Below are 23218 nucleotides of genomic sequence, written 5' to 3' on the forward strand. Positions count from 1 at the left end.
CTCAGGCGACTCTTCCCAACCTGGGGTTCACCCGCCTGGGATGACCAGATCGGCGCGCTCGCGCGTCGCCTCGATCAGTACCGCGTTGACGCCGTCGACCGACTCGGCCCAGGCTTTCGCGGCGTCCGGGGAGCGCCCGTACCGCTCGTGCCGGTCCACCAGCCGGCGCAGCCGTTCGTCGGAGGACGTGTCGCAGTACCAGGTCTCGGCGAGCATCTCCGGGATGGCGGACCACGGTTCCTGATCGACGAGCAAGTAGTTGCCCTCCACTACGACGATTTCGGCATCCGGCAACACGACGAGCTCCGCGGCGATCCCCTCATCGACCTTCCGATCAAAGCTCGGTGCGTAGACGGGGTGATCGAGTTCCACCAGCAGGCGACCGAGCAAGGCGACGAATCCCCAGCCGTCGAATGTGTCGATGGCGCCCTTGCGGTCATGGTTGCCCAGCCGATCGAGGGTGGCATTGGCCAGGTGGAACCCGTCCATGGGCAGGTAGGCGGCCCGTTCAATCGGGGATTGCGGGTCGGCCAGGATCTCGTTCAGGCGTTCAACCAGCCTGCGCGCGACGGTCGTCTTGCCGGCGCCGGGGCTTCCGGTGATGCCAAGGATCACCCGTTGCCCTGGCCTCATGAGCCTGATTGCCCGGTGGGCGAGCGCATCCAGGTCGGCGACCGTGACTGCGGATGCCGCCGCCTCGGGGTCAGGCTGAGACACGTGTGCCGCCCAGCGCCGTGCGCAGGTAGTCGTGAGCATGCGCCGCCAGCACCGGGCCGTCATCCCACAGGTTGCGCCAAATGGCGAGGTCCTTGGACAGGGTGGGGCCCCCGCCGAACGACTTGGGGATGTCGGTCGCCGACAGGATGATGTCGGAGCCAGCCTTCATCACACCAGCATGGAGGATTCAGCCGTTCAGGTATGTACGCGGCACGCGCGCCGACACCCGGGTGACGATCTCGTCACCGATGGTTTCCGACCAGTCCGCCCACTGCTCAGCGGTCGGCTCGCCGCGCCGGGAATCGCCAAACAATACGATTTCGTCGCCTGGTGTCGCGCCGCTCTCGACCTGAATAGTCATGGTGTCCACGTCGACCGTGAGCACCCGGCAGCGAGCGTCGCCGAGCCGAACTGCAGCCCTGCCCGCGCCGAGCGCGTGCACACCGTCACCGAATCCGGCCGCGACGGTGGCGACGGATCCGTCGACGCTGATCACCGGAGCACGAAGCGACATCACCGGGCGCAGTCCCAGGTCGGCTCCGCTCTGGTCGTCGAACGGGGAGATTCCGTAGGCGGCGATACCGAACCGCACGAGGTCGAATCGGGCTTCCGGCATCCGGATGCCGGCGGAGCTGGCAGCCATGTGCAGGATCTCAAACGATGCGCCGCGGTCTTTCGCCGTCTGGACCGCGCCGTGGAAGAGTGCGAGGGCGTCTTCGTCGGCTTCGACCGAGGCATCGGCGAGGTGGGTCCACGCCGCGCGCACGCGCAGCACGCCGCGGCGTTCGAGTTCGAGGGCCACGTCAATGAGGGCAGGCCAGTCCTCGAGCGATGCGCCGTTGCGGCTGAGGCCCGTGTCCACTTTGAGGTGCACGACGGCGGGCCGATCGGCGCCGGCGTCGGCAATCGCCTGCAGTTGCCAGGCGGCGGAGATGCCGAGTTCGATGTCCGCCTCGATGCCGGCCGCGAAGTCGGTGTGCATCCCGTGCAGCCAGGCGAACAGCGGCACGGTGATGCCGGCGCGACGGAGCGCCAGGCCGGCAGGGATCTCCAGCACGGCCAGCGAGGCGGCCCCGGCGGTGAGGCCGGCCTGGGCAATCGGAATGATTCCGTGGCCGTAGGCGTCGGCCTTGACAGCGAGCATCACCTCGGCGGGCGAGGCCTTCTGCGCCAGAACGCGCACGTTGTGGCGCAACGCGTCGAGGTCGATGACGGCGGTGGCGGTCACGGCAGGTGGATCCTCTCGATGCGCTGGCCGAGGCCGGCGGTGATCGATTCGGCGGGGATACGGGTGGCTTGAGCCCAGTCGAGCACGGATGGCTCACCGCGCAGGGGAGAACCGAATAGCACCGCTTCGTCGCCGACCGACGCGTGTTCGTCGCCGAGGTCGACGACGAACTGGTCCATGGCGATTCGCCCGGACACTGTGCCGGTGAAGCTGCCGATCAGTACCGGGGCACGATTCGACGCGGGACGAGGCACTCCGTCGGCATAGCCGAGTCCAATCAACGCGAGGCGGCTGGGATTCGCAGTGCGGTAGGTATAGCCGTAAGAGACTCCGCGGCCCGCTGGCACCGGCTTCACCGCGACGACCTCACCGGATAACCGCAGGACCGGCTCGGTTGCGGATGCTTCGGCCGGTGCGGGTTCGGACAGGAGCCCGAACAACGCGGGACCGAGCATGTGCTGACCGGGTTCGCCGGCGAGCGGGCTTTCGGTGTGCAGTGACATCCGGATGCCCGCATCGGCCAGGCGACTGCGGTCGGCGTCAAGTGAGACAACTGCGCCGCCGAGGCCGGCGGCGTCAAGTGTGCGGGCAATCTGGAGCAGACCGTGCCCGTAGGCGTCGGCCCGCAGGTCCGCCACTTCGGCGGCCGGGCTGTCGGTCAGCTTCGCCAGATTGCGCCGCAGCGCGTCATGGTCGACGCGCGCGAGGCGGCGAAGACCGCTCAGGAACGGACTTCCTCGATGAGCCGGCTGGACTCGTCATGCCAGTCCAGTGCGGTCGGCTCCAGCTTCTCCCTGAACTTGGCGCCGTGGTGGGCGCAGAACATCAGTTCGCCCGATTCCATCTTGACGTGGACGTATGCCTGGGCACCGCAGAGGTCGCAGCGGTCGGAGGCGGTAAGGCGCGGCTCTTCTTCGAGGGTTGCGGCTGCGTTCTCGGTTGCAATCTGAGACATGTGCTGCTCCTTTTCTCGAAACGATCGCGTTGTTACCCAATAACAACACACCGCACTGACAAATCTGCCCAATGACGGCTGTCGTTCGCTGTGCGCGTAGCCACCCCTCCCCAGTTGAGAAGGCTTAGTGGCGTGGGTGTCGGAGACGGGCGAGGGCGCGGAAGGTCATTACTCTTAAGAACGCCCCTGCAATCGATCGAAAGGAAACGCGCCTGTGGCGAGTTCCGATTACTCCGCACGTCACCTGTCCGTGTTGGAGGGACTCGAAGCGGTGCGTAAGCGCCCGGGCATGTACATCGGGTCGACCGACTCCCGAGGCCTCATGCACTGCCTCTGGGAGATCATCGACAACTCGGTGGACGAGGCACTGGCCGGGCACGGTGACCAGATCACGGTTCGGCTGCACTCCGACAACAGTGTCGAGGTGCACGACCGGGCCCGCGGCATCCCTGTGGACGTCGAACCGAAGACCGGCCTGTCCGGCGTCGAGGTGGTCTTCACCAAGCTGCACGCCGGCGGCAAGTTCGGGTCCGGCTCCTACGCCGCATCCGGTGGCCTGCACGGTGTCGGCGCATCCGTTGTGAACGCGTTGTCTGAGCGGCTCGACGTCGAGGTCGACCGTGACGGCAAGACCTGGGCGATGTCCTTCCATCGCGGAGAACCCGGCATCTTCGACGACAAGAAGGGGGAGCCGACGCCGGATGCCCCGTTCACGCCGTTCATCTCGGGTAGCGAGTTGCGCGTGGTGGGCAAGGTGGCCAAGGGTGTCACCGGTACCCGCATCCGCTACTGGGCAGACCGCCAGATCTTCACCCGCGGCGCATCCTTCCTGTCCGACGATCTGACCGCGCGGGCGCAGCAGACCGCGTTCCTGGTTCCCGGACTCGGCATCGACATCCTCGACGAGCGCGGCGAAGAGCCGGTCAGCCAGTCGTTCAAATACTCCGGCGGAATCTCCGAGTTCGCCGATTACCTGGCACCGGATGCCGCGATCACCGACACCTGGCGGATCACTGACTCGGGCACCTTCACCGAGACGGTGCCAGTGTTGCAGGAGAACGGCCACATGGTGCCGACCGAGGTCAGCCGACAGTGCGACGTCGACATCGCCTTGCGCTGGGGGACCGGCTACGAAACGGTCATGAAGACCTTCGTAAACATCATTGCCACCCCGAAGGGTGGCACCCACCAGGCGGGCTTCGAGGCCGGCCTGCTCAAGTTCCTCCGTGCGCAGGTTGAGCAGAATGCGCGCCGGCTGAAGGTCGGCAATGACAAGCTCGACAAGGACGATGTGCTCGCCGGGCTCACCGTTGTGCTCACCGTGCGGGTACCCGAACCGCAGTTCGAGGGACAGACCAAGGAAGTACTGGGCACGCCGGCCGTGCGCTCGATCGTCTCGAACGTGGTCTCGAAGGCGCTGGCTGCTCGGTTCAGCTCCACCAAGCGCGATGACAAGGCCCAGTCGGCGCTGGTGCTCGACAAGATCGTCGCCGAGATGAAGTCCCGAATTTCGGCTAGGGCACACAAGGAGACGCAGCGTCGCAAGAACGCGCTCGAGAGTTCGTCGCTGCCGACCAAGCTGGTCGACTGCCGCAGCAACGACGTCGCGAGCAGCGAACTGTTCATCGTCGAGGGTGACTCGGCGCTCGGCACGGCCAAGCTCGCCCGTGACAGTGAGTTCCAGGCGTTGCTGCCGATCCGTGGCAAGATCCTGAACGTGCAGAAGGCGTCCGTGTCGGACATGCTCTCTAACGCGGAATGCGCCTCGATCATCCAGGTCATCGGCGCTGGTTCGGGTCGTAGCTTTGACATCGCGCAGGCGAGGTACGGCAAGGTCATCATCATGAGTGACGCCGATGTCGACGGCGCGCACATCCGCACGCTGCTGCTGACGCTGTTCTTCCGGTACATGCGACCGATGATCGAGAACGGGCGGGTGTTCGCGGCGGTCCCGCCGCTGCACCGGGTAGTGGTGATGAACCCCGGTTCGAAGCCGAACGAGACGATCTACACCTACTCCGAGGCGGAACTGCACGGCGTGCTCGCCGGCTTGAAGCGCACCGGCAAGAAGTATCAGGATCCGATCCAGCGCTACAAGGGCCTCGGTGAGATGGATGCCGACCAACTGGCGACAACCACGATGTCACGGTCGCAGCGCACACTGCGGCGCGTCAACGTCGGCGATGCCGAGAATGCTGCGCGTGTGTTCGAGCTGCTGATGGGCAACGACGTGGCGCCGCGCAAGGGCTTCATCATCGAGAACTCGGACCGGCTCTCGCGGGACAGCATCGACGCCTAGGGTGCCGCTTCGGCGAGACGTCATACTCACTGGTCGATAGCCTTTCTTCCGGTGGCCCCGGAGCGCCGCGAGCGAAGCCCGTCCGGTGGCCCCGGAGCGCCGCGAGCGAAGCGAGTGACACGTCTCGAAACCCGTCCGGTACATCCACAGCCCCTGCCGGCTTGGCTCTGGAATGTCGGTGGTCCGGTGTTGACTTCGAACATGGACAACGAAGTCAACGGATGGGACCCAGCACCGGTCCTGGAGTTGGACCAGCTGCCGCCGGATCCGCTGCCCGCAGAAGACTTCGAGGCGTCCTTTCAGGCGTTGATCCGGGAGTGGGAGCAGCCCGAGTCGATTCCCGAGGAGATCCAGCACGTGGCCCGGTTGCAGCAGCAGCGAGCCGCGCTCGATGCCGAGGAGTCCCGGGCGCTGGCGAACCTGACCCGGTTGAGCCTGGCCGAAGCCGGGCCGCGCGCCGACCGCGGCCTGGTCTACCGATCGCTGTCTGCCGAGCTTGCGCTGGCCTGTCACCTGTCCGATCGCACCTTCCAGGCCCGAATCGGCAACGCGGAGACTCTGGTCCACGACTTCCCGCGGACGCTTGCCGCCCTGGAAACCGGGACGATCGGGGTCGGTCATGCCCGGGTCATCGTCGACGCCGGATCCCCGATCGGCGACCCCGAGCAGCGCGCCCGATACGAAGCCGCGGTCCTCGACCGCGCAGCAGACGTGACCCCGGGGAGACTGCGCAAGCTGGCCCAGGTCGCCGCCGCCCGGCTCGGCGAGCTGACCTTCGAACAGCGCCACCGGATCGCGGTGGAAGACCGGGCGGTTCGCACACAGGAACTCGGCGATGGGATGTCCGAGGTGATCCACACCGTCTCCACCGTGTACGCAGTGGCGATGCTGGACCGGCTCACCGCCCAGGCCAAGGCCGTGCAGGCGGCGAACCCGGATGATTCGCGAACGCTGGATCAGATCCGCGCCGACCTGGCGACGGAGCTGGTGTTGACGGGGCAGCCGACCGGGCACCCGGATGCCCCGCATGCCGCCGGGATCGGCATCCGAGCCGAGGTGTCCATCGTCATCCCGGCACTGACCCTGCTCGGCCGGAGCGACGAGCCGGCGACGATCGCCGGTGCCGGTCCGATTGGACTGGCAGAGGCCGCCCGGCTGGCCTGGGACGCCCCCGTGTTCCTCCGGATCCTCACCCACCCGGTGAACGACCAGGTGCTCGCGGTGGACAGCTACCGACCCTCACGAAAACTGCGCCGCTACATCCACGCCCGGGATGGCCGATGTCGATGTCCGTCCTGCACCCGCGCCGCCAATAGCTCCGATCTCGACCACACCCTCGCCTGGAAGCACGGCGGCAAGACCACGGCCGACAACCTCGCCGCCCTCTGCCCGAAGCACCACACGATCAAACACTTGCCGGGGTGGAGTGTGCGCCAGATCAGTCCCGGGGTGCTGGAATGGACCACCCCGCACGGCATCGTCGCCACCGATTACCCGGACACCCCGATCAAATTCCAGTAGGGCGAGAGATCTCGACAGGCTCGATCAGCGAGTTGGCTCGATCAGCGGGTGGCTCGAACTGCGGCAACTAGGCCTGATCGCGACGCTCCTCGAGATCGGCCTGGAGGCGCCGTATGCGCTCCTGCCGCTTGTGTTCCGCGATCTCCCGCTCGAGGTCCGCCAGCTGCTCCTCGGTCGACTTCGCTGATGATGTCGACGTCGCTGCCGGTTCGGTCGATTCCCAGCGCCGCGGATCACCGAACGAGCCTCGACTGACCGGCGCACTGTACTCACGACCGACCGTGAACCAGATGATGCTTCCGATCAGCGGCAGGAAGATGACCAGAAGCACCCAGGTCAGCTTGGGAAGATGCCGGATCTGATCGTTGTCCTTGGTGATGATGTCGATCAAAGCCGCCAGCACGATGCAGAAGAGCACGAGCGAGAAGATCAGATACATGACGCGAAGTCTAATCAGACCGAACCTCAGACGTGGGTAGATTTCATCAATCGTTGAGAGACGCTCGCGCCCCGTTCACCCAGCTGCCCTGCAGACGCACCTCAGGAGACTGCGGCTGCGTTCCTTCCGACCGAGCCAACGACTGCGTCAAGCGGCGTTCCAGAGGCATCCCGCTTCGCACCCGGCTCCGGCAGGGTTCGCACTGAACCGTCCGCACCGACCGCATACGCCGGCCATTCGCCGACCCAGGCCAGCGCGAGCGTGTCCTCACCCTTCAGGAACGAATGCGCGCGCACGCCCCCGGTTGCCCGGCCCTTGCCGGGGAACTGATCGAAGAACGACACCTTGGCGCGTCCGGGATCTGCCCCGGGAATGGTCTCGCTCGACGTGGACACCGTGACGACGACCGCCGCCTGCGGTGCCACCGACCCGAAGAAGATCACTCGGGCATCCCCATTCACGGAGATACCAGCCACACCACCCGCGGCCACGCCCTGAGGACGCACCTGCGCTGCCGGGAAATGCAGCAGCTGAGCCCCGGAGGTGACGAACACCAATTCGTCGGACTCCCGTCCCTGCGCTGCGCCGATGACTTCGTCGCCGTCCTTCAGTGCGATCACTTCGAACGTGGGCTTGTTCGGGTACGCACCGGTCGCGACTCGCTTCACGACGCCCTGCGCAGTGCCCAGCACGATCGAGTCGGCAGCCTCGAGCGAGACCAGCGCGAGCACCCGTTCTGACTTATCGGTGAGGCCGATGTAGTCGCGGATCTTCGTCCCGGCCCCGAGGTGGATCGAGTTCTGGGGGACCGCGGTCAATCCGACCGGGGAGAACCGGATCAGCCGGCCCTTATTGGTGACCGCCCCAATCTCCGCCCGAGCGGTGGTGGTCAGCGCCGACAGGATGGCGTCGTGCTTGACGCGGCGTGCCGCAGGAGCGGGTGCATCCAACAGATCGTCAGGGATGTCGACCCGCACGGCACGGCCGGTGGTGGACAGGAGCACCCGGCACGGGGCATCCGGAATCTCCAGCACCGGTGCATTCTTCTTGGACGAGGCCGACGCGATACTCGGACGCGCCTCGGTCAGCAGGGTGCGCCGCGGCGTACCGAAACGCTCCGCGACGTCTTGAAGCTCGGTGGCGACCAGCTGCCGAATTCGCGCCGGACTGCCGAGGATCGCCTCGAGTTCCGCGATTTCGGCGGCCAGCTTGTCGCGCTCGGCCTCCAGCTCGATCCGGGAGAACTTGGTCAGTCGGCGCAACCGCAGCTCGAGGATGTACTCGGCCTGAAGGTGGCTGAGGTCGAAGACATCCATCAGGCGCGTGCGCGCCTGCTCGGACTCATCGCTCGCTCGGATCACCTGGATGACCTCGTCAATGTCCAGGATGGCGATCAACAGGCCCTCGACCAGGTGCAGCCGGTCGCGACGCCGAGCGAGACGGAACTCACTGCGGCGGGTGATCACCGACAGCCGGTGGTCGAGGTAGACCTGCAGCAGGTCCTTCAAACCGAGCGTGCGCGGACCGCCGTCGACCAGGGCGACGTTGTTGATCGAGAATCCATCCTCGAGCGGGGTCTGCTTGTAGAGCTGCTCGAGCACCGCCTCCGGGCTGAACCCGGTCTTGATCCCGATTACCATGCGCAGGCCGTGCTTGCGGTCGGTCAGGTCGGTGACATCCGAGATGCCGGACAGTTTCTTGTTCCCGACGCCGTCCTTGATCTTCTCGATCACACGCTCCGGACCGACCAGATAGGGCAGCTCGTGCACGATGATGCCGGTCTTGCGCGCGGTGATCGGCTCGATGGTCACCTTCGCGCGGGTCTTGAACGAGCCACGGCCGGTGGCATAGGCGTCCTTGATGCCGTCCAGGCCGGAGATGATGCCGCCGGTGGGCAGGTCGGGGCCGGGCACGAACGCCATCAGGTCCTCGACGGTCGCATCCGGGTTCTCGAGCAGGTGGGTGGCGGCACCGACGACCTCGACCAGGTTGTGCGGCGCCATGTTGGTGGCCATTCCGACCGCGATGCCGCTCGCCCCGTTCACCAGCAGGTTCGGGAAGGCGGCAGGCAGCACATCGGGCTGCGTGAGCTGGTTGTCGTAGTTGGGAACGAAATCAACGACGTCCTCGTCGAGGGTTTCGGTGAGCGCGAGCGCCGCAGCATCCAGGCGCGCCTCGGTGTAGCGAGGCGCCGCCGGACCGTCGTCGAGCGAGCCGAAGTTACCGTGCCCGTCGATGAGCGGCACCCGCATGGTGAAGTCCTGCGCGAGACGCACCAGTGCGTCATAAATAGCGGTGTCACCGTGGGGATGCAGTTTTCCCATCACCTCACCGACGACACGGGCGGACTTCACATGCCCGCGGTCGGGGCGAAGTCCCATCTCGCTCATCTGATAGAGGATCCGGCGCTGGACCGGCTTCAGCCCGTCACGCGCGTCGGGCAGCGCCCGCGAGTAGATGACGGAGTAGGCATATTCGAGGAATGAGCCCTGCATCTCTGTGGAGACATCGACGTCCTCGATGCGTTCGCCGGAGGAGACGGGGCTGGGATGTTCGGGTGCAGTCATAGGATTGCCAACATGCTACCGGCGCCCAACTCAGACCGGCTGCGCCTTGCCGATGTTCTGTCGGGATGCCTCGATTCCGTGGTGGGTCGCAATACGCGGCTGACGCAGGCCCGGCCCGCGAAGGCGATTGTGCTGCTCGCGGACGGCCTTGGACAGTCGGCGCTGAAGGCCCGGCAGGGGCATGCTCGGTCGCTGGTCGCGGCACAGTCCGGGCCGGATCCGGTGATCGAAGTCGGATTCCCCACGACGACGGCCGCGTCGCTGACCAGCCTGACCACCGGCAGCACGCCGGGAACCCATGGCATCGTCGGCTACTCGGTGCTCGACCCGGACCGGGACCGGATCGTCAACCAGCTGAACGGCTGGGACTCCGGCATGGACCCGTTCACCTGGCAGCGGGTGCCGACGGTGTTCGAGCGGGCAGCGGAGGACGGTGTGCACGCCATCGCGATCGGTCCCGAGCGGTTCCGTCACTCCGGTTTCTCCCGCGCAGCACTGCGCGGCGCCGTCTATCGGGCAGGGGAGACGATCAGCGAACGTCTCGACCAGGCTCGCCGAAGCTTGGACGAGGTCGATCGCGCCGTGCTCTACGTGTACGTGCCGGAGCTCGACAAGGTCGCCCACGCGTCTGGCGTCGAATCCGGGGAGTGGACCGAGGCGCTGGAGGAACTGGATGCCGCCGTCCGCACCTTCTCGAACACCCTGCGGCGCGACGAAGGACTGATCGTGACCGCCGACCACGGCGTGCTCGACGTCCCCGAGCGCAGCCACGTGCTCGTCGACGAGTTGCCCGGCCTGCTCGACGGCGTCCGCCACATCGGCGGTGAGCCGCGCTGCCTCCAGCTGTACTGCGAGCCCGACGCGGATGTCGCCGCGGTCGCCGACCGCTGGCGGGAGTCCGAGGCCGACCGCGCCTGGGTGGCAACCCGCGACGAGGCGATCGCGGCAGGGTGGTTCGGTGCGGTCGACGACGCGGTGCGCGGACGCATCGGCGACGTGCTCATCGCTGCCCGCAAGCGAATCGCGTACTACGACGGCCGGTCCGTTCAAAGCCTGCGCGGCCGCGGCATGGTGGGCCAGCACGGGTCACTCTCGGACGAAGAGTCGCGAGTGCCGTTGTTGCGTTTCGGCGCGTTCGCCAGCTGACCTGAGCCAGCCGACGAGCCAGCTGACCTGATCAGCCGGGTGACTACGCCAGGTCGTCGTCCGAGCGGGCGCCGAAGACGATTTCATCCCAGCTGGGCATCGCGGCGCGACCCTTGCGCGGCTTGTGCACGCTCGATGGCTGTTCCGGCAACGGCTGCGTGTCAGACGGCCGCGCATGCGCAGGCGCATGATCGTCCTCGGACACCCCGTACTCGTCGAGTGGCACGTCAACGAGACGGATGCCTCGACCGGCGGGACGCTGGTCCTCAGGTTCCTCGAACTGGGCAGCCTCGCGCTCTCCGCGACGACGCCGCAGCGCCTCCAGCAGATCGGCGGTCTGACTGAGCGAGCGGGGCTGCTTCTCGGTCACCGGCCCACGAGGCGGCACAGCATCCTGCTGACGCACCGATGGGTGCTGGCTGGGGAAGACGACCTGTTCGATGATCGGCGCCTCGTCCGGGGCATCCGATTGGGTGACGGTGAACGCACCGCTGTCGAAGCGGGTCTGGTCCGGCGTGCTCTCGTCGGTGGGTACGGCGCGCAGCCGGGGAATCAGGGCTCCACGCACTTCGCCCTGCTGCGACAGGGTGATCGCCTCGTTGCCGAGCGGCGCCAGCGCCTGCTTGCGGGGCTCATATTGCCAACGGGCGTCGTGGTCGATCCCGTCCGCGCTGAACGACAGCTTGACGATCCAGCCGGAGTCTTCCTTCCAGCTCGCCCAGCGTTCGCCAGTGGCGGCAAGGCCGTGGAGACGATCGCGGATCACTGAACCGAAGGTCGGACCTTCGCCGAGCGGCTCGGCATCGCTGGCCGTGTGCACGGGCACATTGAGCGCCGACTCGACGATGTACTCGCGTTCGGCGAGCACGGGTCCCTCAAATTTGCGGATGTACTCGATCGGCGCTCCGGTGACACCGGCGACGTCCTCCGCGGACATGCCGGCGCGGATGTGCGCCTGGATCTCGCGCGGTGCCGGCTTGCGACCTGACACGGCTGGCGTGGACGGCTGCTTCAACCGGCTCCGCACCGTGTCGTCGATCGCGATGCGGTAACGATGTCCCTCTTCGGAGGCCGCGAGCAGTGCTCCGCCGTCCACCCCGATGACTTTCAGTTCCTGCATTGATCCGCCTCCGGCTCTGACATTCCGAGGCAAGGATGTCACGGCACACGGCGTTTACTCGGGAATATCCCGGGCGTGCCGGAAGTTGCTTGTGGGACAGTTCTGGCGTGCGAATCGTGAATTGCGTTTCACCGCCAGTTCATGCAAACTGTGCCCGCCGAATTTCAATGAACCAATAGAAGTGGATGGGAATGGCAACCGACTACGACGCCCCGCGCAAGAGCGACGACGACTCCGAGTCGATCGAGGCCCTCAAGGAGCGCGTGCCCGACAAGATGTCGGGGGTCGTGGACGTCGACGACGCCGACAACCCTGGCAGCTTCGAGCTCGCCGGTCAGGATCTTTCTGACCTTGATCTCGACGTTGTCGTCCTGCCCCCGCAGGCTGACGAATTCACATGCGTCAGCTGCTTCCTTGTGAAGCACCGTTCGCAGCTCGACCACGAGGAAAAGCTCGGGCCGATCTGCCTGGAGTGCGCAGCCTAGGCTGCTCGCGATTTCGCCGTACCGATCGCCTCGACGAGCGCCTCCGGGTGTCTCGTCGAGACGATCCAGTACGGCACCGGGTCGCTGTCATCGAGCAGCTCGATCCGCACTACCCCCGAAACCCAGCCCCTGATCAGCAGCCAGGCCCGCGCATCAAGTCGCGGCCCACGCTCCTGCCGGGCATCCTCGCCGTCATGTGCGGTGACCTCGCCTGCCAGCTCGAGCGGCAAGCTCGCCCGCCCAGCCTTGAAGACCGTCTCACTGACCGTCACCGTCGGCGCTGCCGCGATCAGCAGCAGGATGAGTGCGATGTACAGCACGATCCCCGTGATGATGCCCACCAGCAGGTTGATCGGCAGGAAAACCAGAATCGACGCCGGGATGACCAGCGCTGAAGCCAGGTACATCCACGCGCTCGGCCAGAGACGCTCACGGAACAGGATCATGCCTCTATTCGATCAGATCGAGCGGCCTGCTCTCGTCGGGACGCACGTTCAGGCTCATGGCCGTTGTGGGCTAGCCTTCTTCGCGTGACCGATATCGTCGACGTTCTGATCAAGAGCGACCACTTGCCGGAGTATGCCCACCCAGGCGATGCCGGGGCGGATCTCGTCTCGACCATCGACCTCGTTCTGCAGCCGGGGGAGCGGGCGCTGATTCCGACCGGAGTGTCGATCGCGCTGCCCGAGGGTTACGTCGCCTTCGTCGTTCCCCGCAGTGGCCTGGCCACCAAGCACGGGATCACCATTGTGAACAGTCCCGGCACGGTTGACGCCGGCTACCGCGGCGAGCTCAAGGCGACGCTGTTGAACACGGATGCCTCAGAGCCCTACTCAATCTCGGCTGGTGATCGCATCGCCCAACTGATCGTGATGCCCGTGTCCAGGGCGCGCTTCATTCCCGTCGACGAACTCCCCGACAGCCAGCGCGGCGCGGGCGGCTTCGGGTCGACCGGCTACACAGCACCGGACACTCGCACGCAAGAAACAGGAGTAACCGCGTGACCGACGCCCCGCAGGACCCGGACGAGACCACCTCGCCCGCGATCGACCCCGAGAAGTCCGCCCCCGCTGACCGCGACACCGCAGGACCGCTCGATGAGAGCGAAGCGAATGCTGTGCGGCCCTACGTCGATCTCGGCGGAGTGAAGATCGTGCCTCGCCCCGAGCTGCAGCTGCGTCTCGAGGTCGAAGAGGGAACCAAGCGCGTCGTCGCCGTCGGGCTCGACTACGCCGGGTCCACCCTTCAGGTTCAGCCCTTTGCCGCGCCCCGCTCGAGCGGTCTGTGGCACGAGATCCGCGCGCAGATCGGCGAGCAGATCAAGAAGCAGGGTGGCCGCACCACTCAGAAGGACGGCCCGTTCGGCCCCGAACTGCTTGCCGAACTCCCCGTCGTGGCCGGTGCCCCCGGCGCCAGCCGCATGGCCCGGTTCATCGGTGTCGACGGCCCGCGCTGGTTCCTGCGCGGGGTGATCGCCGGTGAAGGCGTGGTCAACCCCGAGGCCGCCGAGAAGATCGAAGACCTCTTCCGCAGTATCGTCGTCGTGCGCGGCAATACGCCGATGCCGCCGCGGGACTTGATCCCGCTGCACATGCCCCAGAACCAGGCCGGCCAGACGCCGACAACACCGACCCAAGCGTGAGCCAGCAGCAGCCAGAGATTCCCGAGCCGTCACAGCCGAACCTGGCCGACGCGCTCAGCGCCGCCGCGCGCAAGTCGGCGTTCGCTCACGTCGAGCCGGGCAAGACGCCCACCGGCCATGACCTGTTCCGCGCCGTCGGCGGTGCACGCGGACTGGTCGAGGCGCTGCTGCCTGGACTGATGTTCCTGGTCGTCTACACGATCACCGAAGACCTGGTGCCCTCGGTCATTGCCCCCGTGGTCATCGCCTTGCTGTTCGTCGCGGTCCGGGTCTTCACTCGTAGCCCCCTGGGTCCGGCCGTGGCCGGTGTCATCGGCGTGGGCGCGTCCGCCGGAGTCGCATTGTTCACCGGCCAGGCCGAGGACAACTTCCTGCTCGGCTTCATCATCAACGGCGCGTCGGTGACCGTCCTGGTGATCAGCCTGGCCGCGCGTTGGCCGTTGATCGGCGTCATCGTCGGCCTGCTGCGTGGGGATGTCTCCGGCTGGCGGAGCGATAAGGCACAGTTCCGTGTGGCCGTCGTCGCGACGCTGCTGTGGATAGGTGTGTTCTCGCTGCGACTCGCGGTTCAACTGCCGCTGTACCTCGCATCCCAGACGCAGGCGCTGGCCGCGACCAAACTGCTGATGGGGGTGCCGCTGTACGCGGCGACACTGTGGGTCACCTGGCTACTGGTGCGCGCCGCGTACACGCCGGTCGAATCCAAGGATTGAGACATCCGCCCTGCTATGTTTATCTTGACATCAAGATAAATTGACCGGTTTTGGGAGCGCGCCACGCCCGTGGCAGCCACCCGGAACGGGCTTAGGCTTGGCTTGCTGGCGGACGTCGCGGCGGCAAGGATGAGTTCGAGTCAGCAAGGGAGACGGCACAGTGCCCAGTATCAATAGCTTCGGGTCGAAAGACACCCTCACCGTCGGGTCGACCGACTACCAGGTATTCCGCATCGACAAGGTCGCGGGCTACGACAAGCTTCCGTTCAGCCTGAAGGTGCTGCTCGAGAACCTGCTTCGCACCGAGGATGGCGCGAACGTCACCAAGGCGCAGATCGAGGCGCTCGGGTCCTGGGTGCCATCCGCCGAGCCGGACACCGAGATCCAGTTCACGCCCGCGCGCGTGGTCATGCAGGACTTCACCGGCGTGCCCTGCATCGTCGACCTCGCCACCATGCGTGAAGCGATCGTGGAACTCGGTGGCGACGCCAAGAAGGTGAACCCCCTCGCTCCCGCCGAACTGGTCATCGACCATTCCGTCATCGCCGACCTGTTCGGTACCCCGAACGCACTCGAGCGCAACGTTGAGATCGAGTACGAGCGCAACGGTGAGCGTTACCAGTTCCTCCGCTGGGGCCAGACTGCCTTCGAGGACTTCAAGGTCGTCCCGCCGGGAACCGGCATCGTGCACCAGGTCAACATCGAGTACCTGGCCCGGGTCACCTACACCCGTGAGGTCGACGGCGCACTGCAGGCTTACCCCGACACGCTGGTCGGCACCGACTCGCACACCACCATGGTCAACGGCCTCGGCGTGCTCGGCTGGGGCGTCGGCGGCATCGAAGCCGAGGCGGCCATGCTCGGCCAGCCGGTGTCGATGCTGATCCCCAAGGTCGTCGGTTTCAAGCTCAAGGGCTCGATCCCCACCGGCGTCACCGCCACCGACGTGGTGCTCACCATCACGCAGATGCTGCGCAAGCACGGCGTGGTCGGCAAGTTCGTCGAGTTCTACGGCGACGGCGTCGCGCAGGTGCCGCTCGCCAACCGCGCCACCATCGGCAACATGAGCCCGGAGTTCGGCTCCACCGCGGCGATCTTCCCGATCGACGAGGTCACCCTCGACTACCTGCGCCTCACCGGCCGCAGCGCCGAGCAGGTGAAGCTCGTCGAGGAGTACTCCAAGCTGCAGCAGCTCTGGCACAACCCCGCCAACGAGGCGACCTACAGCGAGTACCTCGAACTCGACCTCGCCACCGTCGTCCCATCGATCGCCGGACCGAAGCGGCCGCAGGACCGCATCGAGCTGAGCGAGTCGAAGACCCAGTTCGAGAAGGACCTCAACGACTACGCGGCCATCGAGCACGACATCGTCGACCTCGAGGTTGCCGAGTCCTTCCCGGCATCCGACCCGCCAGGGAACACTCCGGAGACCGAGTACAGCTCGCACCACCACACGCACCGCAGCCACGCTCCGGCTACCGTGTCGAAGCCCAGCCGGGTCAGCCTCGCTGAGTCCGGTGAGAGCTTCGTGCTCGACCACGGAGCGGTCACCATCGCGGCGATCACATCGTGCACCAACACGTCGAACCCTTCGGTGATGATGGCGGCTGGCCTGCTCGCCCGGAACGCGGCGAAGAAGGGCCTCAAGTCGAAGCCGTGGGTGAAGACCACGCTCGCTCCCGGCTCCAAGGTCGTCACCGACTACTACGAGAAGGCAGGCCTGACCGACGACCTGGAAGCGCTCGGCTTCTACACCGTCGGCTACGGCTGCACCACCTGCATCGGCAACTCGGGCCCGCTCGCCGACGAGATCTCGCAGGCGATCAACGAGAACGACCTGGCCGTGACAGCGGTACTGTCCGGTAACCGCAACTTCGAGGGTCGCATCAACCCCGACGTGAAGATGAACTACCTCGCCAGCCCGCCGCTGGTAATCGCTTACGCCCTGGCCGGGTCGATGAACTTCGACTTCGAAAAGGACGCGCTCGGCACCGACGGCGACGGCAACGAGGTGTACCTGAAGGACATCTGGCCGGACTCGGCCGAGGTGCAGAAGGTCATCGACGAGTCGATCTCGACCGACATGTTCGACCACCAGTACGCCGGCGTGTTCGACGGTGACGAGCGCTGGCGTTCGCTGCCCACCCCGACCGGTGACGTGTTCGAGTGGGACGACAAGTCGACCTACGTGCGGAAGCCCCCGTACTTCGACGGCATGACCCTGGAGACCACCCCGGTCACCGACATCAGCCGTGCTCGGGTGCTGGCAAAGCTAGGTGACTCGGTCACCACGGACCACATCAGCCCCGCTGGCAACATCAAGGCCGACAGCCCGGCCGGTCACTACCTCGCCAGCCACGGCATCGACCGTAAGGACTTCAACTCCTACGGTTCGCGCCGCGGCAACCACGAGGTCATGATCCGCGGCACGTTCGCGAACATCCGTTTGAAGAACCAGCTGCTGGACGGCGTCGAGGGTGGCTACACCCGCGACTTCACCCAGCCGGACGCACCGCAGTCCTTCATCTACGACGCCAGCCAGAACTACCAGGCCGCCGGCACCCCGCTGGTCGTGCTCGGTGGCAAGGAGTACGGCTCGGGCTCCTCACGCGACTGGGCAGCCAAGGGCACCAGCCTGCTGGGCGTGAAGGCCGTCATCACCGAGAGCTTCGAGCGCATCCACCGCTCGAACCTGATCGGCATGGGCGTTGTCCCGCTGCAGTTCCCTGCAGGCGAGACCTGGGCGTCGCTCGGCCTCGACGGCACCGAGATCATCAGCATCTCGGGGCTCACCGAGCTGAACGAGGGCCGCACCCCGAAGACGGTGCACGTCACTGCGGAACCGAGCGAGCACTCGCCGGCGGGCAAGCAGACGATCGAGTTCGACGCGGTCGTCCGAATCGACACCCCCGGTGAGGCGGACTACTACCGCAATGGCGGAATCCTGCAGTACGTGCTCAGGAGCCTCGTCTAAGATTCTGACGCTATGACCCTTCTCGAGACCATCCACGGTCCTCGTGATCTCGACGGACTCTCCTCCGCGCAGCTGAAACAGCTCGCGGAGGAGATCCGCCATTTCCTGGTCGCCGAGGTCTCCAAGACCGGCGGCCACCTGGGCCCGAATCTGGGCGTGGTGGAGCTCACGATTGCCATCCACCGCGTATTCAAGTCGCCGAACGACGCGATCGTCTTCGACACCGGACACCAGAGTTACGTGCACAAACTGCTGACCGGTCGGCAGGACTTCAGCCTGCTCCGGCAACGCGGCGGACTCGCCGGCTACCCGCAACGCTCCGAGTCCGAGCACGACATCGTCGAGTCCTCACACGCGTCCAGCTCGCTGAGCTGGGCGGACGGCATCTCGCGCGCGTTCGCGATGACCGGGCAGGACAAGCGCCACGTCGTCGCCGTGGTCGGTGACGGGGCGCTCACCGGCGGCATGACCTGGGAAGCGCTGAACAACATCAGCGATGACAACAGCCGCAACCTGGTCATCATCGTCAACGACAACGGTCGCTCCTACGCGCCCACTATCGGTGGCATGGCGCGTTTCCTGAACAGCGTGCGCACCCGGCCGACCTACAAGGACCTGTACGTCTCGTCGCGGAAACTCTTCGACCGGCTCGGCAAACCGGGACGCGCGTTCTACCGCGGCACGCGCGGTGCGCTGCACGGATTCCTCAGTCGCGGGTCCAACTACCAGGGGCTGTACTCGAACCTCGACATCAAGTACCTCGGCCCCGTCGACGGTCACGACATCGGTGCCCTCCGGGAGGCGCTGCAGCAGGCGAAGAACTACTCGGCGCCGGTGATCGTGCACGTGATCACCCGCAAGGGGGAAGGGTACGAACCGGCGCTGTCGGATGTCGCGGACCAGTTCCACGCCGTCGGCCAGATCGATCCCGAGACGGGGGAGCCGATCGAGGCCAGCAAGCCGTCCTGGACGTCGGTATTCGCCGATGAGATTGTCAAGCTGGCCGAGAAGAACCCCCGCATCGTCGGCATCACTGCCGCCATGCTCCGGCCCACCGGGCTGCACAAGCTCGCCGAGCGTTTCCCCGACCGGGTCTTCGACGTCGGCATCGCCGAGCAGCACGCGGTGACCTCGGCCGCGGGACTCGCCTTCGGCGGCCTGCACCCGGTGGTCGCGGTGTACGCGACGTTCATGAACCGGGCCTTCGACCAGGTGCTGATGGATGTCGCCCTGCACAAAGCCGGCGTCACCTTCGTTCTGGACCGCGCTGGCGTCACCGGGCCGGATGGCCCGAGCCACCATGGCATGTGGGACCTGGCCTTGCTGCAGGTGGTGCCCACCATCCGCATCGCGGCGCCCCGCGACTCGGACGCGCTTCGGGAGCAGCTCGGCGAGGCTGTCGCGGTGACCGAGGCACCTACCGTGGTGCGCTTCGCGAAGGGCTCAGTTGGCACGCAGTTCCCCGCATTGCGTCGCACGGCAGACGGTGTGGACGTGTTGCGCGACGGTGAAGGCCGCGACGTGCTGATCGTCACGGTCGGGCCGATGGCGAAGCTCGGACTGGAGGTCGCCGAACGGCTGGCAGCCCAGGGGATCGGCGCGACCGTGGTCGACCCCCGCTGGGTCGTTCCGGTTCCTGCGAGCGTCGTCGACTTCGCCCGCGAGCACCGCATCGTGATCACCATCGAGGACGGTGTCAGGGTCGGTGGCGTGGGCACACGCATCCGCCAGGTGCTGCGTGAGGCGGGCGTCGACACGGCCGTGGACGAGCTCGGGTTGCCGGATGCCTTCCTCGACCACGCGACCCGCGACGAGATTCTCGCTGACGCCGGGCTCACCGCGCAGCACATCGCCCGCGACATCGTCGCGCAGGTGCTCGGCATCCGGATCCCGATCGCGCGACCGCTCACCGCAGCGCAGGCGGCCGCGCTGAACACCGGCCCGATCGGCACCCAGCCTTAACCGCTGATCGAGCCTTCCTGCTGATCGAGCCTGCCGAGATCTCGACAAGCTCGATCAGCGGGGAGGCAGGGGTTAGGCCACGCCCTTGATCGGCGGGTGGTGGAAGGTGTCACCGAACACGCGTTCGCTGGCACCGGTCCGGTCCAGGTACGGCGTCGCACCACCCATCTGGAACGGCCAGCCGGCACCGAGGATCATGCACAGGTCGATGTCCTCGGCTGCTTCGACGACGCCGTCCTCAAGCATTCGGTGAATCTCGTCGGCCAGCCCGTCCTCGAGCCGGCGCAGGATCTCGGCCTCGCTCATCGGACTGGTGCCGCCACGGACGATCTTCTCGGCCTGCTTGTCGACGCCCTTGATCTTGCCCTTGCCGTCACGATCGAAGATCCGACCATGCTCGGCGAGCTCATGCAGGTTCTCGCTGCGGTAGAACCGGTCGGGGAAGGCAGCATGGTGAGTGTCCAGCACGTGCGCGCCGACCTTCAGACCGACCAGCTCGAGCAGCTCGAAAGCGCTCATCGGCAGGCCGAGCGGGGCAATCGCCTTGTCGACGGTCTCAAACGGCGTGCCGGTATCGACCGCGTGCATGGCCTCACCGAGTACCTTGGCGAGCACCCGGTTCACAACGAAGCCCGGTGTGTCGGCGGTGATCACGGCATTCTTCTTGAGCGCCGCTGCGGTGACCATGGCGGTGCTAAGAACTGCATCGCTCGTCGCATCTGTCTTCACCACCTCGATCAGCGGCATCACCGCGACCGGGTTGAAGAAGTGGAAGCCGACCAGGCGTTCCGGATGCGCCAGCTCGGCGCCGATCGCGGTCACCGACAGTGACGAGGTGTTGGTCGCCAATACGGCATCCGGGGAGATGTACTTCTCGATCTCGGCGAACACCTGCTGCTTGACGCTGAGCTCCTCGAACACGGCCTCGATCACCCAGTCGCAGTCGGCGAAGTCCGCCTTGTTCGTGGTGCCGGTGACCAGCGCGCGAAGCCGGTTGGCCTCATCGGCGTTGATCCGGTCTTTGCGAAGTAGGGCGTCAATCTCGTCGCGGATGTACTCGAGTCCCTTGTCAACGCGTGTCTGATCGAGGTCGGTGATGACCACCGGCACCTGCAGGCGACGGACGAACAGCAGTGCGAACTGGCTGGCCATCAGTCCCGCTCCGATCACACCGACCTTGGTGACCGGTCGGGCGAGCTCCTTTTCGGGCGCTCCGGCGGGCCGTTTCGCTCGCTTCTGCACCAGGTTGAAGGCGTAGATGCTTGCCCGGAACTGGTCGCCGGCGATGAGGTCGGCGAGGACCTCGTCTTCGGCGGCGAATCCGGTGGCCTTGTCGGTGTTCTTCGCTGCCTTGAGCAGGTCAAGGGCACGGTACGGGGACTTCGCTACCGTGCCGATCTTCGACTCGAGCATCTTCCGCGCGATGCCGACCGCGGCATCCCACTTCACCGCCCGCTCGATCTTGCCCGGCTGGTTGGGACGCTTTACCGTGAGCCGGCCGGAGAGCACGTCATCGGCCCACCGGATCGAGTTCTCGAGGAAGTTGACCGGGCCGAACATGGCATCCGCAATACCCAGCTCGAGGACCTCGTTGCCCTTCAGGGTGCGGTTGTTCTTCAGCGGGTTCTCGATGATGACCTTGAGCGCATTCTCGATGCCGATCAGGTTCGGCAGCAGCCAGGCGCCACCCCAGCCGGGAATCAGCCCGAGGAAGACCTCGGGCAGCGCGAACGCGGGAATCGAGCTGTCCACCGTGCGGTAGTCAGCGTTCAGGGCGATCTCCACGCCACCGCCGAGAGCCAGGCCGTTGATGAAGACGAATGAGGGAACCCCCAGTTCGCCGAGCTTGCCGAGCACCTGGTGACCCAGCCGGCCCATCTGCAGGCCGGTCTCCCGGTCTGGGATGTCGCCCACCCGCGACAGGTCAGCGCCTGCCGCGAGGATGTACGGCTTGCCGGTCACCGCGACCCCGGCGATCTCGCCGCGGGCGGCGCGCTCAGCGAGCGAATCGAGCACCGACCCGAACTCCATCAGGGTCTGCGGGCCGAGCGTGTTTGGGCGGGTGTGGTCGCGACCGTTGTCGAGGGTGACCAGCACGAGCGTCCGCCCGCCTGAGATCGGGATGTCCCGGGTGTAGGAATGCGTGATCACCTCATCGGTGGCGAGCCCTTGCAGCCGGTCGAACTCAGCGTCGTTTCGCATAACCGTGGTCACTTGGTCGCTCCCTTGCGCTTGCCGGTGTAGTGCGGGTTCTCCCAGATCACCGAGCCGCCCTGGCCGAGGCCGACGCACATGGCGGTCAGCCCGAAGCGCACCTCGGGGTGTTCCTCGAACTGGCGGGCGAGCTGGATCATCAGCCGAACCCCGGAGGAGGCCAGCGGGTGCCCGATGGCGATCGCGCCGCCCCACTTGTTCACCCGGTCGTCTTCGTCGTCGATGCCGAAGTGGTCGAGGAACGAGAGCACCTGCACCGCGAACGCCTCGTTCAGCTCGAACAGGCCGATGTCCTCAATCGTCAGACCGGCCTTCCGCAGCGCCTTCTCGGTGCTCGGCACCGGCCCGATGCCCATGATCTCCGGCTCGACACCCGCGAATGCGAAGCTCACGAGCCGCATCTTCGGAGTAAGGCCGTAGGTCTTCAGCGCGTCACCGCTCGCGATGAGCGACGCCGTGGCGCCGTCATTCAGCCCGGAGGAGTTGCCGGCCGTGACTCGACCGTGAGTCCGGAACGGGGTCTTCAGCTGAGCGAGCCCCTCGAGCGTGGTGTCCGGTCGGAGCGCCTCGTCCCTGGTTGCCAGCCCCCATCCTTCGTCGCTGCGAATCGCGACCGACACGAGGTCGGGCTGCAGCTTGCCTGCCTCGTAAGCCGCGGCAGCCTTGTGCTGGCTCGCCATCGCGAACAGGTCGGAGCGTTCCTTGGTCAGCTCGGGGAAGCGGTCGTGGATGCGTTCCGCGGTCTTGCCCATGTTCAGCGCATCCTCGCTGACCAGTCGTTCGGCGAGGAACCGGGGGTTCGGATCGGCGCCGAAGCCCATCGGGTGCCTGCCCATGTGCTCAACTCCACCGGCGATGGCGAGGTCATAGGCGCCGAACGCGATTGCGCCCGCGGTGGTCGTCACACTGGTCATCGCGCCGGCGCACATGCGGTCGATCGCATATCCCGGCACGCTGCGGGGGAGACCGGCCAGCAGGGCGGATGTCCGTCCGATTGTGAGTCCCTGGTCGCCCTGCTGGGTGGTCGCTGCGATGGCGACGTCATCGATGCGGTCCTTGGGAACCTGCGGGTTCCGTTCCAGCACCCCGATCATTGCCTTGACGATCAAGTCGTCGGCACGGGTCTGCCAGTACATCCCCTTCTCGCCCGCTCGTCCGAACGGTGTTCGCATCCCGTCGACGAAGTACACATCAGTTCGTTCAGCCACGTTGCCTCCCAGGAGATCTTGATGATCA

General features: G+C 66.3%; 20 protein-coding genes. 9 read left to right on the forward strand and 11 right to left on the reverse strand.

Going from position 1 to position 23218, the window contains the following annotated elements; translation table 11 throughout:
- Positions 1-27: 27 nt before the first annotated feature.
- Genes GO591_RS06250 through GO591_RS06270 form a run of 5 tightly spaced genes read right to left on the reverse strand, consistent with a single transcriptional unit; the run spans position 28 to position 2900 of the window.
- Positions 28-717 (reverse strand): nucleoside/nucleotide kinase family protein, encoded by a 690-nt coding sequence (locus tag GO591_RS06250; RefSeq protein WP_232466294.1) that lies wholly within the window; start codon positions 715-717, stop codon positions 28-30.
- Positions 704-886 (reverse strand): hypothetical protein, encoded by a 183-nt coding sequence (locus tag GO591_RS06255; protein ID WP_157156032.1) that lies wholly within the window; start codon positions 884-886, stop codon positions 704-706. The genes GO591_RS06250 and GO591_RS06255 overlap by 14 nt, the downstream gene beginning before the upstream one ends.
- Before the next feature lie 18 nt (positions 887-904).
- Positions 905-1945 carry an alanine racemase gene (locus GO591_RS06260; protein ID WP_157156033.1) on the reverse strand — a complete coding sequence of 347 codons (1041 nt, stop codon included), beginning with the start codon at positions 1943-1945 and terminating at the stop codon, positions 905-907.
- Positions 1942-2670, reverse strand: a complete 729-nt coding sequence (locus GO591_RS06265; RefSeq protein ID WP_370455346.1) for an alanine racemase C-terminal domain-containing protein — start codon at positions 2668-2670, stop codon at positions 1942-1944. The genes GO591_RS06260 and GO591_RS06265 overlap by 4 nt, the downstream gene beginning before the upstream one ends.
- Positions 2667-2900: a DUF7455 domain-containing protein gene (locus tag GO591_RS06270; RefSeq protein ID WP_157156034.1), complete on the reverse strand. Its 234-nt coding sequence runs from the start codon at positions 2898-2900 to the stop codon at positions 2667-2669. Before GO591_RS06270 ends, GO591_RS06265 begins: the two co-directional genes overlap by 4 nt.
- Positions 2901-3114: 214 nt before the next feature.
- Here GO591_RS06270 and GO591_RS06275 point away from each other — a divergent pair, with 214 nt between their 5' ends.
- Together GO591_RS06275 and GO591_RS06280 are read left to right on the forward strand one after the other, a co-directional pair.
- Entirely contained in the window at positions 3115-5199 is a 2085-nt protein-coding gene (locus GO591_RS06275) for a DNA gyrase/topoisomerase IV subunit B (RefSeq protein ID WP_157156035.1), read from the forward strand.
- Between the two features lie 201 nt (positions 5200-5400).
- Complete coding sequence (locus GO591_RS06280; protein WP_157156036.1) at positions 5401-6720, forward strand: HNH endonuclease signature motif containing protein; 1320 nt, start codon at positions 5401-5403, stop codon at positions 6718-6720.
- A 67-nt stretch (positions 6721-6787) separates the two neighbouring features.
- Here GO591_RS06280 and GO591_RS06285 read toward each other — a convergent pair whose 3' ends face one another.
- Together GO591_RS06285 and GO591_RS06290 are read right to left on the reverse strand one after the other, a co-directional pair.
- Positions 6788-7159 (reverse strand): PLD nuclease N-terminal domain-containing protein, encoded by a 372-nt coding sequence (locus GO591_RS06285; protein WP_157156037.1) that lies wholly within the window; start codon positions 7157-7159, stop codon positions 6788-6790.
- A gap of 101 nt (positions 7160-7260) precedes the next feature.
- Entirely contained in the window at positions 7261-9726 is a 2466-nt protein-coding gene (locus GO591_RS06290; RefSeq protein WP_157156038.1) for a DNA gyrase/topoisomerase IV subunit A, read from the reverse strand.
- Positions 9727-9807: 81 nt separating this feature from the next.
- Here GO591_RS06290 and GO591_RS06295 point away from each other — a divergent pair, with 81 nt between their 5' ends.
- Entirely contained in the window at positions 9808-10872 is a 1065-nt protein-coding gene (locus GO591_RS06295; RefSeq protein ID WP_232466296.1) for an alkaline phosphatase family protein, read from the forward strand.
- 43 nt (positions 10873-10915) lie between these two features.
- Here the strand turns inward: GO591_RS06295 and sepH are convergent, their stop codons facing one another.
- Positions 10916-11992, reverse strand: a complete 1077-nt coding sequence (sepH, locus tag GO591_RS06300; RefSeq protein ID WP_157156040.1) for a septation protein SepH — start codon at positions 11990-11992, stop codon at positions 10916-10918.
- Between the two features lie 191 nt (positions 11993-12183).
- Between sepH and GO591_RS06305 the strand changes: the two genes are divergently transcribed.
- Positions 12184-12477 carry a DUF4193 domain-containing protein gene (locus GO591_RS06305; RefSeq protein ID WP_157156041.1) on the forward strand — a complete coding sequence of 98 codons (294 nt, stop codon included), beginning with the start codon at positions 12184-12186 and terminating at the stop codon, positions 12475-12477.
- Here GO591_RS06305 and GO591_RS06310 read toward each other — a convergent pair.
- Entirely contained in the window at positions 12474-12923 is a 450-nt protein-coding gene (locus GO591_RS06310) for a DUF3093 domain-containing protein (RefSeq protein ID WP_157156042.1), read from the reverse strand. The two genes, GO591_RS06305 and GO591_RS06310, sit on opposite strands and share 4 nt — an antisense overlap.
- A gap of 84 nt (positions 12924-13007) precedes the next feature.
- On the opposite strand from GO591_RS06310, the gene dut reads away from it, so the two are divergent.
- The 5 genes from dut (at position 13008) to dxs (ending at position 19768) form a co-directional block, all read left to right on the forward strand.
- On the forward strand, positions 13008-13481 hold the full coding sequence (gene dut, locus GO591_RS06315; protein WP_157156043.1) for a dUTP diphosphatase: 474 nt from the start codon (positions 13008-13010) through the stop codon (positions 13479-13481).
- Positions 13478-14119, forward strand: a complete 642-nt coding sequence (locus GO591_RS06320; RefSeq protein ID WP_157156044.1) for a DUF3710 domain-containing protein — start codon at positions 13478-13480, stop codon at positions 14117-14119. The genes dut and GO591_RS06320 overlap by 4 nt, the downstream gene beginning before the upstream one ends.
- Entirely contained in the window at positions 14116-14832 is a 717-nt protein-coding gene (locus tag GO591_RS06325) for a DUF3159 domain-containing protein (RefSeq protein WP_157156045.1), read from the forward strand. Before GO591_RS06320 ends, GO591_RS06325 begins: the two co-directional genes overlap by 4 nt.
- Before the next feature lie 160 nt (positions 14833-14992).
- A complete protein-coding gene (gene acnA / locus GO591_RS06330; RefSeq protein WP_157156046.1) occupies positions 14993-17806 on the forward strand; it encodes an aconitate hydratase AcnA in 2814 nt (937 codons plus the stop codon).
- 12 nt (positions 17807-17818) lie between these two features.
- Positions 17819-19768: a 1-deoxy-D-xylulose-5-phosphate synthase gene (gene dxs, locus GO591_RS06335; RefSeq protein WP_157156047.1), complete on the forward strand. Its 1950-nt coding sequence runs from the start codon at positions 17819-17821 to the stop codon at positions 19766-19768.
- Positions 19769-19840: 72 nt separating this feature from the next.
- Here dxs and GO591_RS06340 read toward each other — a convergent pair whose 3' ends face one another.
- Complete coding sequence (locus GO591_RS06340; RefSeq protein WP_157157802.1) at positions 19841-21970, reverse strand: 3-hydroxyacyl-CoA dehydrogenase NAD-binding domain-containing protein; 2130 nt, start codon at positions 21968-21970, stop codon at positions 19841-19843.
- Positions 21971-21978: 8 nt separating this feature from the next.
- A complete protein-coding gene (locus tag GO591_RS06345) occupies positions 21979-23190 on the reverse strand; it encodes a thiolase family protein (RefSeq protein WP_157156048.1) in 1212 nt (403 codons plus the stop codon).
- Positions 23191-23218 lie beyond the last annotated feature (28 nt).

The sequence above is a fragment of the Diaminobutyricimonas sp. LJ205 genome, from assembly GCF_009755725.1.
Lineage (GTDB): Bacteria > Actinomycetota > Actinomycetes > Actinomycetales > Microbacteriaceae > Ruicaihuangia.